Source organism: Desulfosarcina cetonica JCM 12296 (assembly GCF_001311845.1).
In the GTDB taxonomy this organism is placed as follows: Bacteria; Desulfobacterota; Desulfobacteria; order Desulfobacterales; family Desulfosarcinaceae; genus Desulfosarcina; species Desulfosarcina cetonica.
The window spans coordinates 15,083-33,523 of the sequence record NZ_BBCC01000050.1 but is presented as its reverse complement, the minus strand read 5'-3'; the positions used below and the strand labels follow the sequence as shown (position 1 = coordinate 33,523).

Annotated in this window: 19 protein-coding genes and 1 pseudogene; 6 read left to right on the top strand and 14 right to left on the bottom strand. The window is 50.1% G+C overall.

Annotated elements, in window-relative coordinates; translation table 11 throughout:
- The 3 genes from JCM12296_RS13275 to JCM12296_RS38270 all read right to left on the bottom strand — a co-directional run.
- Positions 1-1,246, bottom strand: a 1,246-nt coding sequence (locus JCM12296_RS13275; RefSeq protein ID WP_157067591.1) for an ATP-binding protein, incomplete at its 3' end; no start/stop codon positions are given.
- Complete coding sequence (locus JCM12296_RS13270) at positions 1,243-2,364, bottom strand: metallophosphoesterase family protein (RefSeq protein WP_340147862.1); 1,122 nt, start codon at positions 2,362-2,364, stop codon at positions 1,243-1,245. The genes JCM12296_RS13275 and JCM12296_RS13270, both read right to left, overlap by 4 nt.
- Positions 2,337-2,495, bottom strand: coding sequence for a hypothetical protein (locus tag JCM12296_RS38270; protein ID WP_157067590.1), 159 nt, complete (start codon positions 2,493-2,495; stop codon positions 2,337-2,339). Before JCM12296_RS38270 ends, JCM12296_RS13270 begins: the two co-directional genes overlap by 28 nt.
- Before the next feature lie 296 nt (positions 2,496-2,791).
- Between JCM12296_RS38270 and JCM12296_RS13265 the strand changes: the two genes are divergently transcribed.
- The gene (locus tag JCM12296_RS13265) at positions 2,792-3,022 is read left to right on the top strand and encodes a type II toxin-antitoxin system Phd/YefM family antitoxin (protein WP_172683892.1); all 231 of its coding nucleotides are present in this window, start codon (positions 2,792-2,794) and stop codon (positions 3,020-3,022) included.
- A gap of 175 nt (positions 3,023-3,197) precedes the next feature.
- Here the strand turns inward: JCM12296_RS13265 and JCM12296_RS13260 are convergent, their stop codons facing one another.
- From JCM12296_RS13260 to JCM12296_RS13240, 6 genes are all read right to left on the bottom strand, one after another.
- Entirely contained in the window at positions 3,198-3,665 is a 468-nt protein-coding gene (locus JCM12296_RS13260; protein WP_054693722.1) for a sigma-54-dependent transcriptional regulator, read from the bottom strand.
- Positions 3,666-3,700: 35 nt separating this feature from the next.
- Positions 3,701-5,446, bottom strand: a complete 1,746-nt coding sequence (locus JCM12296_RS13255; RefSeq protein WP_054693720.1) for a sensor histidine kinase — start codon at positions 5,444-5,446, stop codon at positions 3,701-3,703.
- Between the two features lie 37 nt (positions 5,447-5,483).
- The gene (locus JCM12296_RS38265) at positions 5,484-5,627 is read right to left on the bottom strand and encodes a hypothetical protein (protein ID WP_157067589.1); all 144 of its coding nucleotides are present in this window, start codon (positions 5,625-5,627) and stop codon (positions 5,484-5,486) included.
- 2 nt (positions 5,628-5,629) lie between these two features.
- Positions 5,630-5,917, bottom strand: a complete 288-nt coding sequence (locus tag JCM12296_RS13250) for a response regulator (protein ID WP_054693717.1) — start codon at positions 5,915-5,917, stop codon at positions 5,630-5,632.
- Between the two features lie 80 nt (positions 5,918-5,997).
- Entirely contained in the window at positions 5,998-6,477 is a 480-nt protein-coding gene (locus JCM12296_RS13245) for an SLC13 family permease (RefSeq protein WP_281492008.1), read from the bottom strand.
- Positions 6,478-6,550: 73 nt separating this feature from the next.
- Entirely contained in the window at positions 6,551-7,711 is a 1,161-nt protein-coding gene (locus tag JCM12296_RS13240) for an SLC13 family permease (RefSeq protein ID WP_246804263.1), read from the bottom strand.
- A 605-nt stretch (positions 7,712-8,316) separates the two neighbouring features.
- Between JCM12296_RS13240 and JCM12296_RS38260 the strand changes: the two genes are divergently transcribed.
- A complete protein-coding gene (locus JCM12296_RS38260) occupies positions 8,317-8,532 on the top strand; it encodes a CBS domain-containing protein (protein WP_157067588.1) in 216 nt (71 codons plus the stop codon).
- A gap of 11 nt (positions 8,533-8,543) precedes the next feature.
- Here the strand turns inward: JCM12296_RS38260 and JCM12296_RS13230 are convergent, their stop codons facing one another.
- Entirely contained in the window at positions 8,544-9,959 is a 1,416-nt protein-coding gene (locus JCM12296_RS13230; protein ID WP_054693705.1) for a sigma-54-dependent transcriptional regulator, read from the bottom strand.
- Complete coding sequence (locus JCM12296_RS13225; RefSeq protein WP_054693702.1) at positions 9,959-12,076, bottom strand: sensor histidine kinase; 2,118 nt, start codon at positions 12,074-12,076, stop codon at positions 9,959-9,961. The genes JCM12296_RS13230 and JCM12296_RS13225 overlap by 1 nt, the downstream gene beginning before the upstream one ends.
- Before the next feature lie 445 nt (positions 12,077-12,521).
- Between JCM12296_RS13225 and JCM12296_RS36350 the strand changes: the two genes are divergently transcribed.
- Positions 12,522-12,713, top strand: coding sequence for a hypothetical protein (locus JCM12296_RS36350; protein WP_083456114.1), 192 nt, complete (start codon positions 12,522-12,524; stop codon positions 12,711-12,713).
- Between the two features lie 123 nt (positions 12,714-12,836).
- On the opposite strand, the gene JCM12296_RS13220 is transcribed toward JCM12296_RS36350, so the two are convergent.
- Both JCM12296_RS13220 and JCM12296_RS44435 read right to left on the bottom strand, forming a co-directional pair.
- Positions 12,837-14,033, bottom strand: coding sequence for a sigma-54-dependent transcriptional regulator (locus JCM12296_RS13220; protein ID WP_246804262.1), 1,197 nt, complete (start codon positions 14,031-14,033; stop codon positions 12,837-12,839).
- The gene (locus JCM12296_RS44435) at positions 14,012-14,311 is read right to left on the bottom strand and encodes a hypothetical protein (RefSeq protein WP_246804259.1); all 300 of its coding nucleotides are present in this window, start codon (positions 14,309-14,311) and stop codon (positions 14,012-14,014) included. Before JCM12296_RS44435 ends, JCM12296_RS13220 begins: the two co-directional genes overlap by 22 nt.
- A gap of 199 nt (positions 14,312-14,510) precedes the next feature.
- On the opposite strand from JCM12296_RS44435, the pseudogene JCM12296_RS50455 reads away from it, so the two are divergent.
- From JCM12296_RS50455 to JCM12296_RS38255, 3 genes and pseudogenes are all read left to right on the top strand, one after another.
- Positions 14,511-16,732, top strand: a pseudogene (locus tag JCM12296_RS50455) (VIT and vWA domain-containing protein).
- Between the two features lie 177 nt (positions 16,733-16,909).
- Entirely contained in the window at positions 16,910-17,569 is a 660-nt protein-coding gene (rrtA, locus tag JCM12296_RS13205; RefSeq protein ID WP_083456111.1) for a rhombosortase, read from the top strand.
- A 23-nt stretch (positions 17,570-17,592) separates the two neighbouring features.
- Positions 17,593-17,793: a PIN domain-containing protein gene (locus tag JCM12296_RS38255; RefSeq protein ID WP_157067587.1), complete on the top strand. Its 201-nt coding sequence runs from the start codon at positions 17,593-17,595 to the stop codon at positions 17,791-17,793.
- Here JCM12296_RS38255 and JCM12296_RS13200 read toward each other — a convergent pair.
- Entirely contained in the window at positions 17,790-18,413 is a 624-nt protein-coding gene (locus JCM12296_RS13200) for a hypothetical protein (RefSeq protein WP_054693691.1), read from the bottom strand. The genes JCM12296_RS38255 and JCM12296_RS13200 overlap by 4 nt on opposite strands.
- Positions 18,414-18,441: the final 28 nt, after the last annotated feature.

Genomic DNA, 18,441 nt, shown 5'->3' with positions numbered 1-18,441 from the left:
CTGCGGCGAGCCTCACGCAGGCGTGCCAGCGCGTCTCCAGACGTTGCCGGCGGATGGCGGTCTGTTCCCGCGCGGCGGTCATGCGTTCAAAGGCATTTCCCAGGTTCTGGATCTCGGCGACGGCGGCCGGCGGCAGATCCCGCAGGGACTCGGACGGCACGGATTGACCGGGAACCGAGGCGGAAAGAATCTCGGTGGCTTGGTGCGCGAGCGTACGCATGCGCCCCTCCAGCCCAGGCCGGTCGTTGCGGGCCTTGCGGAAGCTGCCCAATTCGTGTTGCAGGGCTTCGATGGCCGCCGATTGCTCCAGAAGCGCTTCCGGGACCGTTAGGCCCGCCATCTCCCGGTCAACCCGCTCCAGACGGGCCTGCAAGCGGGCCAATTCCTCCATGGCCGCGCGCCGCTGGTTTTCGGCCTCCCGCCGCCGGTCAGCGAAATCAGCCGACAGTTCGGGGACACCGGAAAACGGCGCCAGCTCGGCCAGGATCTCCTTGCGGCGGGCGATCAGCGGCAAGGCGTCGCGGATGCGTGTCAGGCGGGCCTGTCGCTGTTTGTCCGCCGCCATGGATGCCAGGACCTCTGCGATCCTTTCCCGGGCCTGGCGCAGGCGCTGGTCGTGAACCTGCCAGGTCGCGGCCGGCAATACAGCCGCTTTCTGCCTGGTTTGCGTCTCCTTGAGGGCCGTGACGGTCTGATTGATGGCAGGGGTCGAACCGCCGGGCTTGAAAAGCGCCGAACTTGCCAGATCGAGTTCCTGCTGCACCGCCTGGAGTCGCACCAGCCCGGCGCCGGCAGCGAACAAGGCTTCGCCGACGCGGCCTTTGCCGGAGACGATCTCCTCTCCGCCCCGAATGAGGTCGTCGTGTCCGATGGCAAACATCTGTTCGAAAAGATCCTGGGTGACCCCGCCAAGAAAAGGCGTCAGGGCATCGTCGTCCAAGACCTGTCCATCGGCGCCGTCACGCAGGGTTTTGGTCTGGCCCTTGCGCCGCACGAATTCGATCGTACGACCATCGCTGTGCACCAGCCGTGCGCCCACGCGCAGGCTGGGATAGGCATGCAGAAAGTTGTCCGCCGTCCGCAAGGGAATACCGAACAGCATGTGACGCAGGGCCCGCAAGGAAGAACTTTTGCCGGCTTCGTTGGGACCGTAGAGCAGATGAAACGCCGTGGTTCCAGTGGAGAGATCGATGCTGACATCGGTAAAGGGACCATAGGCGGCAAGGCGGATCAATTGAATCTTCATGCTGGCCCGGCCTTGCGATTGAGCCGCTGCAGCAGCATGGCATGGGCCCGCGCCACCAGCCCGGCGATGGTTTCGGGATCATCCGGTCGGATGCAGGCCTCCCCCTGCCGATAGGCCGCCGGCAGCTTCTGGAATAGCGGGGTCAGCTCCGCCCCCAGGTCCAAAAGCGCCTCCGGGCTGGCCTTGAGCCGTGCCACCAGAAGATCAAGCTCGTGCAGGGGGCCGGCATCGACGGCTGTTTGGGTAACCGGCCGGGTGTTGATGCGCACCTTTTCGATCCAGGTCCGCTCACCAAAGGCTGACAAAGCTGCGGCGCGCAAGGACTGTTTGAGATGATCCACATCCGCGGTGATGCGCGTATGCATGTGGGTCTGGCCGATCAGCGTCAGGCGGGCGATGACCGGCAGCGGATCGTTGGCCTCCAGGCATTCCTGAAAGCGTTGCCGGAAGCGCGTCAGGCCATCGTCAAGCGTTTCCACGCCCGTCAGATCCACGGCAAGATGCTCCCAACGGATCACATCGAGTGCCTGGGGGGTGATTTGCGGGGCGCCGTCGGCCTCCCGCACAACCACCATGCAGCCCTTTTCGCCCACCTCGCGGATATGCCGGCCCTGAATACACCCGGGAAAAACCACCGGCGGATCGGTCGCGACGATTTCCGCCTGGTGGACATGCCCCAGGGCCCAGTAGTCATAGCCTTTGTTGACCAGATCGTCCAGGGCGCAGGGGGCGTAGTTCTCATGCCCCTGTCGGCCGGTAAGGCTGGTGTGCAGCAGCCCGATATTGAAATATCCTGGCACCGGTTCGGGATAATTGACGGCCAGGTTGTCCGTCACCGCCGCCTTGGCGAAGCTCTGGCCATGAATCGCCACGCGCAAGGGCTCCAATTGCCGGGTTTCCGGCCGGGCGGAAGAAAAGATGTGTACATTGGAGGGGCACGGCAGGCTGCGGGTCATCCGCCCGGCGGCATCGTGGTTGCCGGCAACGATGAAAACGGCAATCCCGGCTTCGCCCAAGCGCCGCATCTGTCCCATGAAGTAGAGGCCGGTGTTGTAATCCCGCCAGTCGCTATCGAACAGATCACCGGCGATTAGAACGAAGTCGACCGCCTCGTCCAGGGCCAGGGCGACGAGGTTTTCCAGGGCCTGCGGGATGCCTGACGGATCGCCTCGACCGGTGCGCCATCATAGGTTTCCAGGCGGTGCAGGGGGCTATCCAAATGGATGTCGGCCGTGTGGATGAATTTCATTTTGAATGCTATAGTTATTTACCCTATCGATCGCTGGCTCACCGCCAAAAGCCGTTACGACACGGTCGCCCAACCTTTCGGGTCCTGTCCATCAAGCGCCAAGCTCGATTCATACTACAGTTAACAACCTAATTTCAATGGCTTGAAACGTGATGGAGCTGAATCGGATTCCCCCGAAGATGTTCAATGCATAGTGCCATTCGATATTGCTGCTGTTTGTAATCGTTGTAGCGCATCATAATAGGATGCCTATAACGAATCGATCATTTTGAACATTTAGCGAAAAGGACATGATCATGGACATCACCGCAACGGCGTTTAAAAGAAAATTGGGCCAATATCTGGACGAAGCCGAGCGCAACCCGGTGATCATCAGGAAATCAGGCAGAGAAAAGTCCGTCCTTCTGTCGATCGACGAGTACAACCGATTGATGGCGCTGGAAGATGCGTATTGGGCGCAACAGGCCAAGCAGGCTGAAGCCGGCGGTTACCTGGGCGAGAAAAAAGGGCTTAGGAAAGGGGTCTGAAAATATCTGGCTTCGTCACCGTCCCCGACACTGTCCTGAGCCGTGGGTTTTCGAACGTTTGCATCAAAACCGATCCGTAAATGACGATCCTCTTTCTTGTTTTTTTCACTATCGACAAAAATAAGAAAGAGGATCCAGAATAGATTCTATGATACCGATTCATTGCCGTAGTACTTCATTTATTTTTCTCTCTTTTCGGGTACAAATTAAAAACAGAGGCTGGCGATTCCACAATTTTTTGGATATTTTCATTTAACTCTTTTTTTACATGCTCATCTTTTTTACCCCAGGCTCCCTCGATTTTTTCAACCAGGTCTTCAATTTCACAGGGTTTGGTAAGGTAGTCGTACGCCCCCAGCTTGATGGCCTCCAGTGCCGTATCGATGGAACCATGACCGGTTAAAATCAGGGTCTGTGTAAACAAATCCAATTTCTTAATTTCCTTTAACGTTGTAATGCCGTCCATACCGGGCATTTTAAGATCCAGGACCACCACATCAAAATCCTGTTTTTCCAACTCCTGGATGGCGCTGTCACCGGTATTGACCGCTTTTACCCAATAGCCCCTGCTTTCTAGAAGTTTGGCCATATTCGAGGCAAAAACAACTTCGTCATCGACAAATAATATTTTGCTTCCTATCATGATGGTTGTCTCCTTTTGTTATATTATGACAAGTTCTATGCTGTTTCTTCACCATTGTCTTCCGGTTCTGGTAAGGACGTGATCAGGGGAAGAAAAATAGCAAATTCGGTGCCCTCATTTTTTTTGCTGTTCACCGTAATTTTCCCTCCCAAATTTTGAATAATGGTATGACAAATGGAAAGTCCCAGCCCTGTTCCTTTGCCGACAGGCTTCTTGGTGAAAAAAGGATCAAAAATTCGATTCAAATCCTCATCTGAAATGCCGGATCCCGTATCCGCCACTTTGATCGTGACGCCGGTTTGGTCTTCCTCATATGTCGTGGAGATTCGAATCGATCCATAAGGCTTTCCTTCATGGGCATCGATGGCATTGGTAATGAGATTTAAAAACACCTGCTGGAGCTGGGACGCATCAGACCGGAGGGTAGGGAGGCGGTCGTCCAGATCCGTAATAAATTTCACACCACTGGATTTGGCCTCTCTTTCCATGAGGTCCACGACTTCAAATATGAATTGATTAAGATCCACATCTTCAATCATGGAATGGGTCCGTCTGGAGAACCGAAGTAAATTTTGGGTAATTCGTTTGCATCGTTTGGATTGGATGGCGATCTGATCCATGGATGTCGAAAACTGGTCTTTGAACGCCTCGTCGTCAATATGTGAATTTTGAAACTGGTCGATCAGAATTTGGCGTTCCGTGGAAATGATGGCAAGAGGGTTGTTGATTTCATGGGCCACACCGGCGGCAAGCTCTCCAATGGATGCCAGTTTGCCGGTTTGCAGCAGTTGGGCATTTAACTGATTTGCACGTTCATCCCGGTGCCTGATGATGCCAACCATATATCGGGTGATAAATAGAGATATGATGAGAATGCTGATGGCGCAGATAAATAGAAATATCAAATTGGTCCGCCGAGAGTGATTAATTTCGGCAAATGCTTCCGAATAATCCTGCTTGATCACCAGCAGCCATCCGGGCGGGTCAAGCCAGGCCTTACCCACGATCTGGTTGGAAAAGCCGGATCCGTTGGGATTGTCGTTATAAATCGTCACCTTTACCGATTCTGTAAAATCTTCAATCTTAACCGGAGACGATTCCATGATTTTTCCCCCGAACCGGGGACTGGTCTGGTATATGCCCTGGGAATTCACCAAATACACCTCGCCGGATTCACCAATGCGCACATTTTCCACCAAGGTACGGAATACATCCGTATTCACCGTCGCCCGCAAAATCCATTCTTCGTTGCCTTCCAGACGGCTCACGGCAATGATAAAGTGCGGCTCCTGTCGGAATCCCATAAACATATCGCTGATGTAAAGCCCCTTGGTCATGACCTCCTTGAACCATTCGGCATCGGCATAATTTTTATCCAAGAGAGGATACGGTCCCACATAGGCCAGATGACGGCCGTTATGGTCAATCACACCAATATCCGTAATGGATTGATATTCCCTGTTCATGTTCTCAAAAACAACCTGGAGGTGACCCGGAGCCAACAAAAACGCCTTTGAATGGGTATAGGTCAGCAATCTCAGCTTGGAGCTTTGTTCTTTTAAGAATTCTTCTACAAATCGACGATGGTTTTCCACCTGGTTTTTGAAATTACCGATAGTCCGGCTTTTTGAATAATATGTATAATAGGCATTCAATCCCCAGCCGACCAGCAGTAACGGGACAACGGAACACACCACCGTGAGAAAGGTAAATTTTCGGAACAGATATCCGTAAGATTCTTGTTTCTGTTCAATATCCGCCTTTTTCTTAGAAGATTTCATTTGACGACGCCTCATCGCTCCGGGTGGTGGTTGTGTTTTACTTCTTATTCAATAATCTACCCAGCATGGATTGCTTCTTCCCGTTGTTCTTTTTCCCGCTGTTTTTTTCCCAGAGTTCTTTTAACTTCTCCTCCAATTCCCCTATTTCACAAGGCTTTGTCAGATAATCGTAGGCCCCCAATTTCATGGCTCCAATGCCGTGTTGATATCCCCATGACCGGTCAGGACCAGCGTCTGAACAGACAAGTCAAGCTTCTTCATTTCTTTCAGGGTCGTCATCCCATTCATACCGGGCATTTTCAGGTCCAGAACCATGACATCATATGTTGCCGCCCGGCTTTTCAGCTCCTCGATGGCGCTATCGCCACTGTGAAACACGGTTACGGAATGCCCCCTGTTTTCCAACAGTTTTTTCATGTTGTTGGCGAAATCCACCTCATCATCGACGAACAAAATTTTTGTGTCTTGCATGTCACCCTCCTCCACCAAATCCTTAAGATAGGTTGCATCTTTTTTTTACCGAACGGGCCCAAAGGCCCGTCCGTTTTTGTTTAGAACGGCCACATAATGGGAATCAAAAAACTCATGATAACCCAGGCAATCAGATTCATGGGAACACCGATTTTTAAGAAATCGCTGAACCGGTAGCCACCGGGGCCAAAAACCATCATGTTGCACTGGTATCCAATGGGCGTTGCAAAGCTTGCCGATGCCCCCATCATGATGGCAAAGGCAAAGGGCATCCAGCTCACCCCCATCTGATTGGCCATGGCCAGGGAAATGGGCCACAAAATCAGAGCGGCCGCATTGTTGGTCACCATTTCGGTGAGGATGGAAGTGGTGATATAGAGCATGGACAGCACCATCTTCGGGCTGCCGCCGCCCAGGCCCACCATTTGAGTGGCGATAAATTCAGCCGCGCCTGTCTTTTCCATGGCTTTCCCGATACCGAAAGCGGCAATAATGACCAGCAGGACTTGCATGTCAACGCTTCTGTACGCCTGAGAAAAGGTAATGCAACGGGTCATCAGAAGGATGGCGGCAGCACGGCAGATGCCCTGAACATGCCGATATTAAAATAGGTGGCGCAAAAAATCATCCCCACTAGTACGACACAGGATAAAATCGCCTTATTATAACGGGGGGCCGCCGATTCCTCCAGCTGCTGATCAGGTGAAAATCCTGTGAATTTTTATTCCGCAGATAAAACTGCGGATGGGTTTCAAGGAGAAGGGTGTCCCCTTCTTCCAGCTTGATACTGTCCAATGAACCTTGTATCTGTTTGCCGGCCCTGGATATGGCCAGCACCACGGCATCATATATATGCCTGAAATGCGTCCCGACAATACTTCTGCCGATAAATCGGTTGGAATTCGACACCACCGCCTCCACAAAGCATCGATCCGGGCGGGGGGTCTCGATTTCAAAAAGCCGGTCCATCACCGGTACCAGTCCCTTGATTTTTTGCACTTCGGAGATCATCCCCAATACCCCGCCGAACACCAAACGATCATCTTCCATCAGCTTCATGGAATAATCCGTCGCGGGAATACTTTCTCTGTCGCGAATGATTTCCAGAAGGTTGATGTCATTTTCCTCGGTCAATTCAGCCTGCTGAATGGTTTTCCCAATGAGAACACTTCCTGGATTGACGATCATTTCCATCGTATACTGTTTCGGATCGCCCATCTGTTCGATGGCCGATGAACGGTCCGGAAGAAGCAGTATGCTCATGATCGTGACGATGGCAAACATCAACAACGCAAAAGGCAGACCGGCTTTCGCGATCTCGAATAGGCCGATTTGCACGCCCATATCCTTTTCGATGATGCCGCTCACCACCAGGTTTGTGGAGGTTCCGATGAGGGTACAGGTGCCGCCGAAGACTGCGGAATAGCTTAAGGGGATCATCAGTTTGGATACGGGTACTTTTATCTTTTTGGCCCAGGCTTTTACCGCCGGAATAAAAATGGCCACCACAGGGGTGTTGTTGAGAAAGGCACTCAACACCGTGACCGGTACCATCATGCGCAGCAACGCAACCGGCATTTTTTTTATCCGGGGCGACAACAGAAACGTGAGCATTTGAATCGCCCCGGTCTCTTGAAAGGCGCCTGCCACAATAAACAGGATTGCAACCGTGAGCATTCCTCGATTGGAGGCACCGGCCACGGCTTCCTTATCGGTAAGGATTCCCGTCGCCAAGAGCAGAACTAGGGTCCCCAGACAAATCCATTCCGGAGGTATGCGTGTTTTTGCCAACATAACAAACATTAACCCCACACTTATCATCGTGAACCACATTTGCCATTCCATCAGCTCCTCCTAATCCTTGGTGTTAATGATTATAATCTTTTCCCCGTTTTTACGATGAGAAGACCGCAAGCGGCCCTGGATTTTGGCGGTTGTTTGTTGATCACGTTTACATGTCTAATGCTGCTCTAATGCTCAGCAACTCAAAATATGTGCCAGCCTTTCGGTTGGTGTCCTTTCCAAAGGGACAATCTTTTAACCATATGTATTTTAAAAAAATTTAAACAAAAAAAGTGCTGAACGGGTCTCATTGAAAATCTTGCATGATGTGCTTGAAGCGACAAGTGTACACAAACAGGTGACAATGACCGGTTGCACTGAAACCATCCGTGGACACAATCGACAAGCGTTGTTTTTTTTTTCATTCCAAGACAGCGCGGTTCATCAAATTAATTTATAACGCTTTAAATTTACTGTTTTTTATCTGTGAATGGGTTTTGGCTGGATTTTTTCAAATTCGGCATTGTTTTTGCTGGGAAATCATTCCAAAGATCGCAGAATTCTTCTGATAATAGGTAGTCGTGATGTTGGTCTTATGATTAAACAGGTGAGAGAAAATGGAGGCACGATTAGAACCCCATAAAGTTAAATCCATCATGCGGCCATACACGGGAGAAGTTTCACTCAAATTTTCAGTCGACCCTGAGGAGAAGCTGACAAATGCCGTCAAACGGATGCTGTTGTATAATGCCAACCGTATCGTCGTGGTAAAAAACAATTTTCCCGTGGGTATTCTTCAGCTTGACGATGCACTGAGAAAACTAGGATTATGACGCATCTAGCATTAAACACTACAGGTCCTTGTTTTCAGGGTTTCCGTTTCAAGTCCGACATCCTTTATCAGCCGATGAAGATATTGCCGCTGGATACCGGCGGTTTCCGCCGCCCGACTGATATTCCCGTTGCTGCGCTGGAGCAGTAACTGAATGTACCGACGGTAGAAATGGTTCATGTAAGCATCCCTGGCTTCACGAAGGGGCATGTTATAGATATCCGGGATCGGTTCATCCGAGACATTGGTAATTCCGCCGTTGCCTTCGGTGAAGATGTCTTTCATATCTAAGCAATCGGTCCGGCAAAAAATAACACCGCGTTCGATCATGTTTTCCAGTTCACGAACATTGCCTGAAAAATCGTATGACGACAAGGCTTTCAAGGCGTTTTGAGATATGTTGGAGATGGATTTTTGATACAACAAGGCATATTTTTTTAGGAAATGAAACGCCAGCAAAGGGATATCTTCCCGCCGTTGGTTTAAACCGGGCATTTCTATGCGAATGACATTGAGACGATAAAACAGATCTTCTCGAAACCCTCCGTTTCGAATATCGGCATCAAGATGGTGGTTGGTGGCGGCAATAAAACGGATATCGGCTTTCATGGTCCGGGTGCTGCCGACGGGTTTGTACTCGCCTTCCTGTAAGAGACGCAGCAGTTTGGTTTGCATTCCCAAATTCAGGTCACCGATTTCATCCAGAAAAAGGGTCCCGCCGTCGGCCATCTCCACCAATCCCTTTTTCTCCTTCCAGGCACCGGTAAACGCTCCTTTAACATGGCCGAACAATTCGCTTTCAATCACATTTTCGGAAATAGCGGTGCAATTGACGGTAATAAAAGGTTTTTCTTTTCGCAAACTGAACCGATAGACGGCCCGGGCAGCCAGCTCCTTTCCGGTGCCGCTTTCTCCTGTGATCAGAACGGTGGCTGTGGTGGGAGCCACCTGCTTGATATTGTCGATCAGCGTCTTTATGACAGGTGAAGATCCGATAATGGGAGACATGATCTCTTTTTTAGCCAGGGCTTCCCTCAATGCAATGTTCTCGGAAACGATATTCCGCCATTGCATGACCTTGTCAATGGTCAGCAGTATTCGTTCCCTCTGGAACGGCTTTGTGATATATTCAAAAGCCCCCTGCCGGATTGCGTCCACCGCAGTTTCAATGGAGGCGTAGGCCGTAATAATGACCACGGACACATCCGGTTGAATCTGCTTTATCTTCCCCAAAAACTCCATACCGCTGATTTTGGGCATTTTAAGATCAAGAATGACCAGATCAAAAGGCCCCTGACGAAATAGGGTCAACGCTTTCTGAGAATCGTTTTCCGTGATCACATAATGATCTGTTTCTTCTTTGATAATACGGGAGAGAAGCACCAGCATGTCCGCTTCATCGTCAACAATCAATATCCTGCCGTTCATCACGGATTTCCCTCCTTAAAAAGCGGCAATTTAATGGTAAACACCGTACCGTTCTTTTTGTGTGCGGCCAATGCGGAATCCATGGAAATACTCTCACAATCGATGGTGCCGCCATATTTGGTAACAATTCCATAGGTAACGGCGAGCCCCAGTCCGGTGCCTTCCCCTTCTGGTTTGGTGGTAAAAAAAGGCTCGAAGATGCGGTCCATATGTTCCCGGGTGATCCCATGGCCGGTGTCTTGAATTTGCACCTCGGCCTTTTGGCTTTTGGAATCCCATCGCGATCGTATGGTAAGGGTTCCCCCGCCTTTCATGGCCGAAGCCGCATTGTTGATCAGGTTAAGAAATACCTGCTGCAACTCCCGGGGATCTCCCTGGACCAGGGGAATCCCTTCTGCCAGCACTGTGTCAAGTTCAACATTCTCCATTTCAAGGGTGTGAGCGACAATGGCAACAATTTCTCTGATTTCTTCATTCAAATCCGCCTTTACCGACTTTCCCTCTCCAAACCGGGCAAATCGCAGTAGATTTTCCACAATTTGTTTGCAGTGCATCCCCTGCCGTTCTATGGTCTTTAAATCATCATAGGCTTGGGTGCCCTTTGCGGTTTTACGAACCAACAGATCGGTAAATCCAAGCATCACACCTAAAGGATTGTTGATTTCATGGGCCACGCCGGCGGCCAGTGTTCCCATGGAGGCCAATTTCTCGGCGTTGATCAGCTGTCGCTCCAGAGTCTTCTCATGGGTCACATCTCTGGCAATGCACAATACGGATCCCACACCACCGGTTTCTTCCCTAATGGGCATGAAGTTGGCACTGATCCAGAGTTCATGGTCCCCCATCTGCAATTTGAATTCGTCCCGAATACTTCTGCCATGCCGGTATACCATCTTTAGGATCTGGATATTTTTTTGAAAAGCCTCTTCATGAAAAACCAGATCGATGCCCTTACCGATAAAATCCTCCGGTCTGCCCCCCAAAAAACCGGCGGTAAAACTGTTAATGGATTGAAATTGCCCATCACGGTTCACCGTGTAAATGAAATCTTCGGCACTTTCCACCAGGGATCGATATTTTTCCTCCGATGTCTTTAAAGATAGGGTCCGCTCGGAAACTTTCTGTTCGAGTTCCCGCGTCCATCGCATTTCATTGAGCAGAATAGTCGTCCCTGCAACAATAACAACCATCATAATAATGAACTGAATAAGAGATCGCCAGACATAGGTTTTATTGATGTACTGATCAATCTCTGAAGCCGGGGCCACTACCGCCACAGACCATTTCTGGGCCGGATCATCGGATATGACAATCGGGCTGTAAGCAATGAGTTTTTCAATTTCTCCTGTAATTCCCCGGTGCCAACCCGTACGATAGGTTCCCGTGCCTTCCTGGCCTTTGAGCATCTGATTTTTCTGGATGAAATTAATTGATTTATAAGAAATATCGGGGTTTCGTTCTTTACGGACCGTAAATACATTTTCTCCGATAAATTCGGTAAACGGATGATCCAAAAACATTCCGTCCTGTGAAACCACCCATGCGTAACCGGTTTTACCGGAACGGGTGTTTTTTAAAAACTGTTTGAGAAAACACGTCACATCCAGTTCCACAGTTAAAAGGCATCTGAAACCATCAAATGAACGCCCTATAATGACATGGATGCCCCCAATTTTTTTGAAAGGATATGAGATAAAGACTTTCTGCGGATTATCCAGTACAGCATGGATCCCATCGGGCAGGGTATCTGGAGTGACATCCTGAGTTTTCCACTGCCGTGAATATTCGTAAGAGCAAACCTTATTGGTGTCGGGTTCAATGACATTGATCCTGAAAATGCCGTTCTTGATTACTCGCTGCAGTGTTTTATCCAACATATCCTGCTTTTTAAAAATATCATCAAAATTGGAAAGTGGGATTGACGTGATCATCTCGATTTCTTTGCGGATAACCTCAAGCTCACGCTCAATGTTCCATTTGATATGCCGGGCAACAACCAACTGTTCGGCGTTAAACTGATGCTTTGCAATATCGCGAAGGTTTTGACTTGAGCGAAAATCGAGGTAAGTGCTTAAAGCGATAATAACGAGGGTGGCAAGAATGAGCGCCAGCAGCATCTCTCTTGTGCGCCTGGCCCGTAATGTCAGTCCCAGTATTGACGCAAATGAACGAATACATTTCCTTAATAAGATGGACAGCATCATTAATCAATTAACTGCGCATAAAAGGTGGCTGCTGATGTTTCTTTTGGCTTTTTTGCCCTTTCTCCGATAAATCAGGACAAAATAGCCGAATCGAAAAACCTCGTTGTAATCGAAACCGTAACGCAGCAATTTTTAGACCAAAATTCAAAAACAGGAAGATAGGTCAGAGGGATATGCATGTGGCATAACAAATTTATTATAATAATGTTGTTTGCCACAATTCAATGGGCAGGTTTTTTTGATAAGGTAGGCAAATCGTCATGGCTGATCAACCGACAAACCAGTTTGACTTTACAGGCTGTAAATATAATTGACAGCCCCGTGAAAAGCAGCGTAACCCTTCTAGGACCTGGGCCTGATGGTCTGGAGCCCTATGGCCGGTGGTCTGCTCTCAGGCAAATACGACCGGGATGGCCGCGGTCCAGATGGCGCCCGCCGGGTTGATTTTGATTTTCCGCCGGTAAACAAGGACCGCGCCTTCGACTTCCCGGAACCACCGGCGGACGAGTCGCCAAAAGAAACAACAACCCGCCATGATTCCCCATTGTAAGGGCAGGCGCCACCTGCCCTTTTTTTGTCTACAGCAGATTCTCCGGGACGCAGGCCGTGACCATTCAGGGCAATCGCATTTGGATCGATTTATTGAATACCTTGAAAGGGGTGGGTGCGACCCCTATGGGCCGAATATTTCTTTTCCCTCCTGGATGTATTTTTTTGCGGTGCGCCGATCCAGCCGGGATTGTTTGGCCACGGCTTCATAGGTGCCCCATCTGCGGTAAAGCGTAAAGCAATACCCGGATAGAAGACTTTGGGCATCCAGTTCTCCTGCCTTCACTGCCTGTAAAAATGGCGTTGGGTTATCCTCGGGCAAGGAATCCGGTGTGTAGCGTTGGTTGATCAGGATTCGACGCACACACTGCTCCAGTTCTCTGACGTTGCCGGGCCAGTCGTATGCCAGGCCCGGTTGACATGATATCGCGTCATACAGCTCATTGGTTAGTGCAGGAGAAGATTTTCCCAGAATCCGGGTGACCGTGTGAGCCAACAAATCTTTTAACTCCTGGGGGTCTTGTTTGATCCGCTGCGCCAGGCTTGGCACCTCGATGACATCCGAGCAAAGACGATAAAAAAAGTCATCTCTAAGAATTTTTTTGGAGCGAATCAAACCCAGGGGTCGATTGGTGGCGGCAATGACCCGCCCCGAAAACCGCTCTGCCAGATGGCTTCCCACCGGCGTGAACGTGCGTTCCTGAATCACCTGTAACAATTTGATTTGAACCGTCTCATCCACTTCTCCGATCTCGTCCAAGAAGATGGATCCAAAAGGCCTGCAACGTGCCAAAACCCCCGTATAATCGGTCACCGCGCCGGTAAAAGCGCCTTTTTTATGGCCGAATAACTCGGACTCGATCAATGTTTTGGAAAATTGAGAAAGGTTCAGAGGAATCAACGACTCGGTAAAGCTATGAGCAAAGCATCCTTTTCGGATATCGAATGGAATGTAGCCCGAGCGACCGATGGCGGCCGCGGCCGTTCCTTTGCCCGCGCCGGTGGGACCGAGAATCAATGTGGAAAAATCTTCCATGCGATTCCACAGATAACGGTCGTACCAATGGATATTGTGAGTAAAGATATTGTTCCATAATCGTTCCCTCAACGTCTGCATACAGGGACTGCACCCCACCAGGTTTTGTTGGATAAAGAAAAAGGCCCGCCGCAGTTGAAAGCTCAGCTCAAAATAACGAAGGGCCTCATCCTCGGTAAACCCCCGCTGTTTTAACAGCCCGATGGTTTCCGAAGCAAAAGGGACCGGCAGGCTTTTCTCTCCGGCCTTAAGCTGCCTGGCGATCAGATCGTCGAACTGAACCACGAACCGGTGAAAGATATCGAATAAAAAACATTGGTCACCAATGGCCGGTCCTTGGGGTCAAAGTCCTGAATCCGTCCGCCGGTGCGGGAGACAAACGTATCGATACGGGAGCGCACCTTTTGGAAGACCGCCACGGCGAGTTCGGTAACGGTTAATGTGTCGGACCCTCCGGAAATCTTTAGATCGAGTGCCGCCCGGGTTTGACTGAACGGGTTGGCTGAAACGGCCTGATCCACGAGTGAAAAAAAAGCGCGATCTTTACTGTTTAGCTGGATCATGGTGAGAGACTCCTGAAAAGGGATTTAGGCTGGCGAACATTAAGGCGACTGGATAAACAAAAAATGTATAGCAGATCAAACAAAAATTGAACAGCAAATAGAATCAATAAGCTTAGAGTTTAAAATTAGCGTATGACAATATATTAAAAATCAATAAGTTAAATACATAACAGCTTCTTGGCATACTTGTTGATATTTGATGATTTCAACGGCAGTGAATTCCAGGATTCAGGTTTTGGAACCACCCCACCATCAACAAGAGAAAACAAGGAGCATCCGCATGAAACCATCCGCAAGGACATCTCAAAGACCCAATCGACTAGGGTTGCTGGTCATTATGACCATTATGGCCATGGCCGCACTAGTAATAACCGCCGTTTCATCCAAACCGGCTCGGGCTGCCGGACTGCTCATTGCAGATGGCGGATTCGGCGGAAAGCTGGAAATTCTCACTCACGAGGTGAATGTGACCATCAATAACGGCGTGGCCGTCACAGAGGTCACACAAGTGTTTCACAACACGGAAAATCGCCAGGTTGAGGCGCTGTACACCTTTCCGGTTCCCAAAAACGCATCGGTTTCCAACTTCAGTATGTGGATCAACGGCAAAGAGATGGTGGGGGAGGTGCTGGAAAAACAGCGTGCCCGGGAAATTTACGACAGTTATAAAAAGCAGCGCAAAGATCCGGGCCTGTTGGAACAGGTCAACTACAAGCGATTTGAAATGCGCATTTTTCCCATTCCTGCCGGAGCCGATCAACGGGTTCAGATCGCTTATTATCAAGAGTTGGACGTGGATCATGATGAAGTGACCTATGTCTATCCGCTGGCGACGGTAACGCAAGGAAGGATGGATTCGGTCACCACCGGCCGGTTTGCTTTTCAGTTGGAAGCCAAGTCCGCGATCCCCATCACGGTATTGGAAAGCCCGAGCCATGGCAGGGACATGGCAACGGTGGACCATTCCGATACCTATAAAATGGCCAGTTTGGAACAAAAAAGTGGATCCCTGGCCGACGATGTCGTCATTCACTACGGCCTGAATCGCCCTCAAAGCGGCATTGATATGCTCACTTCACGCACCCCCGGAGAAGACGGTTTTTTCTACATGACCGTCACAGCCGGGAAGGAGCTGGAAAAGCAGAATCTGGGAATGGATTATGTGTTCTTGCTCGATGTGTCCGGTTCCATGGCCGCTGACAATAAACTGCCTGTCTCCAGACGTTCCATGGATGCCTTTATCCACGCACTGGATCAAAAAGATCGCTTCGAAGTGATGACCTTCAATGTACAGCCCCGGACCATTTTCAACGAACTTCGCGAAGCATCCGATGAAAACAAGACAACCGCCGCCGCCTTTTTATCTTCCCAGGCGCCCGGGGCGGCACTATTTTGGCACCGGCGCTGACCACTGCCTATAAATACGGCAATCCGGATCGGCCGCTGAATGTTGTGATCCTGAGTGACGGCATGACCGAACAAAAAGAACGCCGGGAATTGCTGACCCTGATCAATCAGCGCCCGTCCAATGCAAGGGTGTTTTGCATCGGCATCGGAAACGAGATCAACCGGCCGTTGCTTGAGCAGTTGGCCCAGGATTCCGGTGGACTGGCGGCCTTTATCTCCGGCGGAGATGATTTTCAGCGGCAGGCCAAAGCGTTTCGGCGTAAATTGATGCGACCGGCGGCCAGCCAACTGGAGCTGCATGTCGACGGCATCAACGTGTACGATGTCGTCCCGGCCACACTGCCGAACCTTTACTTCGGCGCTCCTGTTCGCATCTACGGACGATATGCCGGATCCGGAGAAGCCAGCGTCACCCTCTCCGGGCAGGTTCTGGGCCGGGAGATTGAGAATACCGTCACCTTGCCCTTTCCCAAGGAAGATACCGCCAACCCGGAAATCGAACGCATGTGGGCCCAAAAGCAGATTGATCAACTGCTCAAGGCTTCGGACCGGGAAAACAATCGGCAGGATGTCCTCGATAAAGTGGTCCGATTGGGAGAAGACTTCTCCATCGTTACGGAGTACACCTCTTTTCTGGTGCTGGAAAACGATGCGGAATACAAACGGTGGAAGATTGAGCGACGAAATCTTGGCCGCATCGAACGGGATAGGGCCGCGCAGCTGAAACGCCGGCAAACCCTGAACGCGCTACGCAATAAAGCCATGCAGGACATTGGGCCGCAGTCCGTTGCCATGAACAGGCCGGCCAACCAGCAAAAGCCTTCTGCACCGTTGCCGTCCGTAACACCCAATGCGTCTTCTCCGGCTTCTCAACCCACTGTGACCCCGCAGGCCCCAAGACAACAAAGCCGTGACTTCAACTTCGGCTCCGGTCCGGTGGGTCCCATCTTTGTCGGGCTGGCCATGCTCATCAAGCGGCGTAAACGAAACATAAAAGCCCGAACGAAATCTTGATAAACTCGTAACAATTCGTATTTCCTCAGGATTCGCAAAAAGCCCGAGATCAAGGTTTGCGAATCCTGAGGAATGAGGCGTACTGAGCGTACGCCGCAGTGACGAAGGATACGCGTAACGCCGGTATCGGGCTGTTTGCGAATCCGTCAAAATTAAAGTTCTTTTTGGAGGCCCACCATGCAGTCGACAGCCCAATCATCAAAGTTACCTATTTCGATGCAACGGATCATCCCCTTGCGATCAGACCACCTGCGCCGATACTGGCAGTTATGGGTTTGGGGGATCATTTTAGCCGCAGTGAATCTTCCTTTGTTGCATCATCAGGTGCGAACCGGTCTGCTTTTCTTGCCTGAGGCCGTCCGTGACGGTGAGTGGTGGCGGGTGCTGACCTTTCCTCTGGTCCATCTATCCCCATATCACCTGCTGTTGGATGCCGGCGGATTTTTACTGCTTTACCACTATTTAGAAGAAAAGAGGGTTTCGATCCGTTTGCTATACGTACTATGCGCCGGTGTCGGCAGCCTGACCATGGCTTGGATTGCGGAGCCGTCGGTATCCGAACGTGGACTTGCCGGTCTGTCCGGCATTGCCCATGGAATGATGGCCATATCGGCATTGGAGATGCTTCGTCGACCGGATCAACGCTCGTGGGGATGGGGTTTCTTGGCCCTGGTCTCCGGTAAAAGCGTATACGAATTGTGGATGGGGACAGTTGTCTTCGGCTTCCTTCATATGGGGCAATGCGGATATCCCATAGCGGCTTGTCATGCCGGGGGCCTGATGGGGGGAGTCCTGATTTTCGGTATTCGGCAGGTCTTATATCAACATGACGTTTAAACGACAGCTCGGTACGAGCGAAGTTGACAAATGTACCTGAATGGATATTGAAGGCAGGATTTCAGCCGTTGGCGATCACACCCGAGCATGCCCAGCTGGCTGGCAGTTGGAAAAACGCTCATAGAGATCCTTTTGATCGCATGCTGGCAGCTCAATCAAAGATAGAAAAAATGTCTTTGGCTGTGGATAACCGCATTATTCTTTGCTTTTTAGCCAGCAACTAACGCTCTAAATCTTTCATGTTTTGTTGACATTCTTTGGCCGCTTTCCGATGTTCTTCTGCCTTTTCTATATATTCTTTGAATACCGGATCGCCGGTTGCGGAGTTTTCGGCATCGAATTGATATTGCCGCTCCATCTTCTGGTGATGCTGAAAATCGTGGAATTCATTTAGCCACTCTTGATGTCTCATCCTATCTAAGCGATGTTCGATCATCATAGTTTGCCTTTCCAGCTCCTGGCACTGTCGGTGTGTACTATTCTCCCAGTTTTGGAGAGCTTGCTGCGCTTCCATATCTCCATTTTCAGCGCGATCGGTTAATTCCATCACATTATGGATTTCGTGATTCAAATCTTCCACAAAATCACCTGTTTTTGGTTCCAACCCCATTGAGATAAGCTTTTCATTTTCCATATCTTTTACATGCTCTATAAAATGCTTTATCTCTGATAATTCTTGATATGCAGAATTCATCAATGGATCACCGTCCTCAAGTGTTTTTCCAGCAAAAAGGTCACCACTATCAATCTGATCTAAATGAATATTGAAATCATCGCCATTTTCTATTTGAAAATCTTCCATATTATCGGAGCTATCGTGGTCGTTAAAAATATCATCAAACATTTATCTCTCCTCCATCTATGGATATCAT